Consider the following 3,178-nt stretch of genomic DNA (forward strand, 5'->3'; position numbering starts at 1 on the left):
GGAAGCGGAGTTGAGACCGGTCCCGATCGGTCATGCAGCACACACGAACAAAGGCTTCAAATGAAAGTAATTCTGTTCTGTGGCGGTCTCGGCACGCGCATTCGGGACGTATCCGAGAGCATTCCAAAGCCAATGATTCCAATCGGGGACAGGCCGATCCTCTGGCACCTGATGCACTACTACAGCCAGTTCGGACACAATGATTTCATCCTTTGCCTTGGCTACAAGGCAAACGTCATCAAGGAATATTTCCTGAACTACAAGCCGCAGACCTACTCCGATTGCGTCGTCACGGGTTTTGGCCAGCAAGTCGAGATCCTTGGCGATCGACAGCAGGACTGGCGCGTCGCAATGATCGACACAGGCATCTGGCGCAACATAGGCGAACGGCTATGGGCTGTCCGGGACCAGGTTGCGGGTGAGGAGATGTTCCTGGCCAACTACAGTGACGGCCTTTGCGACCTCAATCTGGCCGAGATGATCGATTCATTCGGTGCGAGCGGAAAAGTTGCCTGCTTTACCGCGGTGCGACCGTTGTTCAGCCTGCACCTGGTTGACATGCAAGCGGACGGTAGAGTTGAGCGCATCCGTGCCAGCCAGGACGCCGATCTTTGGATCAACGGTGGCTTCTTCATCTTCCGCAAGGAAATATTCGATTACATGCGCCAGGGCGAAGAGCTCGTCGAGGCACCGTTCGCGCGGTTGATCGAAGCCGACCAGCTCATGGCGTTCCGACACGAAGGTTTCTGGCGACCGATGGATACGCTTAAGGACAAGCAGATACTCGAGGAGCTCGTCGAGAAGGGCAAGATGCCTTGGCTCCTTGACGGGACATCCGACGCGGTCACGATCGATCCTGCCGAAAGGAAGATTGGATGAAGCTCGTCGAACTCGCCGGCTCGGGCGAGCGCCTGTCCGTTCTTTGCATTGGCGCTCACTCGGACGACATCGAAATCGGCGCGGGCGCAACGATCCTCGGCTGGATAGCGCGCGGGGTGAAACTGGACGCGCACTGGGTGGTACTCAGCGCTTACGGGCCGCGCGCAAAAGAGGCGCGTGCTTCCGCCGAAGCGTTTCTGGCCGATGCAGCAGACAAAACCATCGAACTGGCCGAATTCAAGGACGGATTTTTCCCTTACCAGGGAGCTGACATCAAGACCTGGTTCGAGGGGTTGAAGCGACGCACGTCGCCCGATGTGATCCTCTGCCATTCGCGCGGCGATGCGCATCAGGATCATCGGGAAGTCGCCATGCTGACGTGGAACACGTTTCGTGACCACGCGATCCTCGAATACGAGATTCCGAAATGGGACGGCGACCTGAGCCGGCCGAACGTCTTCATTCCGGCAAGCAGGGCGCTGATGGAGCGCAAGACGAGATTGCTTTACGAATATTTCGGCTCGCAGCGCTCGAAGGATTGGTTCGACGCAGAGACTTTCATGGGTCTGGCGCGGCTGCGGGGCGCGGAATGCCGGGCGCCGGACGGATTCGCAGAAGCGTTCCACGTCCGGAAGATCGTCGTGCAGTGAACAGGGGCATCGATCATGCGCGTAATGGTCACAGGCCATCAAGGCTACATTGGAACGGTGATGGTGCCGATGCTTCTGCAATCGGGCCACGACGTGATCGGATTGGACAGCGATCTCTACGAGGACTGCACGTTTCAAGGCGGCGGTGAGATCGCGACCGTACCCGGCATCCGCAAAGACATCCGCGACGTCGGGCGCGAAGACCTCGAAGGGCTCGATGCGGTCATCCATCTCGCCGCGCTGTCGAATGATCCGCTCGGCAACTTTCGGCCCTGGCTGACTTACGACATCAACCACCGCGCTAGCGTGCGCTTGGCTCTGCTGGCCAAGGAGGCCGGCGTCAAGCGATTCCTGTTGGCGTCCTCGTGCAGCAATTACGGCAAGGCCGGCGAGGCTGTGCTCGATGAGACCGGCGCGCTGAACCCGGTCACGGCCTATGGGGAATCCAAAGTTCTGTCGGAGCGCGATATTGCTCCGCTCGCGAGCGACGACTTCTGCCCGATCTACTTGCGGCCGGCGACCGCCTACGGTGTCTCTCCACGCATCCGGTTCGATATCGTGCTCAACAATCTGGTGGCCTGGGCGGCCACAAAGGGTCTCATCTACCTGAAGTCGGATGGAACGCCATGGCGACCAATCGTGCACATCGAGGACATTTCGCGGGCCTTCGTCGTGGCATTGGAAGCCCCGGCGGACCTCGTCTTCAATCAAGCATTCAATGTCGGCCAGACCGCACACAATTACCGCATCCGCGATATCGCCGCGATCGTTGCAGATGTTGTTCCGGGCTGTCGGATCGAGTTCGCTCCTGATGCGAGCCCCGACACGCGCTCGTATCGCGTCAACTTCGACAAGATCGCACGCGTCCTGCCCGGGTTCAGGCCGCAGTGGGACGCGCGGCGCGGCGCCGAGCAGCTGTACGAGGCTTTCAGTCGATCGAAGCTGACCCCCGAGGAGTTCGAGGGTGCGCGTTACCAGCGCATCGGCCATATCCGGAAACTGATCGCCGACGGCATCCTGGCAGATGATCTGAGGCATCGCCCACGCGTGGAGGGTGGACCCGACCACAGGCTTGCCGTCGTCAACGGCTAGACCGGAGCGAGTCATGATCTTCATCGAAACGAACCTCAAGGGCGCCTTCATCATCGAACTTGACCGCAAGACGGACGAGCGGGGGTTCTTTGCGCGTGCCTTCTGCCAGCACGAGTTCCGCGATCACGACCTGCGGCCCGTGATCGCGCAGGCCAACATCGCATCGAACATCAGGAAGGGCACGCTACGCGGCATGCATTTCCAATATCCACCGGCCGCCGAGAGCAAGCTGGTGCGATGCACGCGGGGAGCCATTCTCGATATCATTGTCGATCTGCGGCCCGAGAGCGCCACCTATCTCGAGCATATCTCCGTCGAGCTCAACGAGGACAATATGAGGGCGCTCTATGTGCCGGAGCGTTTTGCGCACGGCTATCAGGCGCTGCGCGATAATACGGACACGAGCTACCAGGTAGGCGAATTCTACACCCCGCAAGCCGAAGGCGGGCTCCGCCACGACGACCCCCGGTTGGGGTTGAACTGGCCGCTCCCGGTCTCGGTGATCTCATCGAAGGATCGGGCGTTCCACTTGTTGCATGAGGTCGAAGACGAAGTGA

At 60.0% G+C, this 3,178-nt stretch carries 4 protein-coding genes; all 4 read left to right on the forward strand.

Annotated elements, in window-relative coordinates; genetic code table 11:
• Positions 1-60: 60 nt before the first annotated feature.
• On the forward strand, positions 61-879 hold the full coding sequence (locus tag JOZ76_RS14710) for a glucose-1-phosphate cytidylyltransferase (protein WP_291699353.1): 819 nt from the start codon (positions 61-63) through the stop codon (positions 877-879).
• A complete protein-coding gene (locus JOZ76_RS14715; protein WP_291699350.1) occupies positions 876-1,529 on the forward strand; it encodes a PIG-L deacetylase family protein in 654 nt (217 codons plus the stop codon). Before JOZ76_RS14710 ends, JOZ76_RS14715 begins: the two co-directional genes overlap by 4 nt.
• Positions 1,530-1,544: 15 nt before the next feature.
• A complete protein-coding gene (locus JOZ76_RS14720) occupies positions 1,545-2,621 on the forward strand; it encodes an NAD-dependent epimerase/dehydratase family protein (protein ID WP_291699351.1) in 1,077 nt (358 codons plus the stop codon).
• A gap of 13 nt (positions 2,622-2,634) precedes the next feature.
• A partial coding sequence (gene rfbC, locus JOZ76_RS14725) for a dTDP-4-dehydrorhamnose 3,5-epimerase (protein ID WP_291699352.1) occupies positions 2,635-3,178 on the forward strand: 544 nt, incomplete at its 3' end.

Origin of the sequence: Bradyrhizobium sp., assembly GCF_019244115.1 — a bacterium.
Classification (GTDB): Bacteria; Pseudomonadota; Alphaproteobacteria; order Rhizobiales; family Xanthobacteraceae; genus Bradyrhizobium.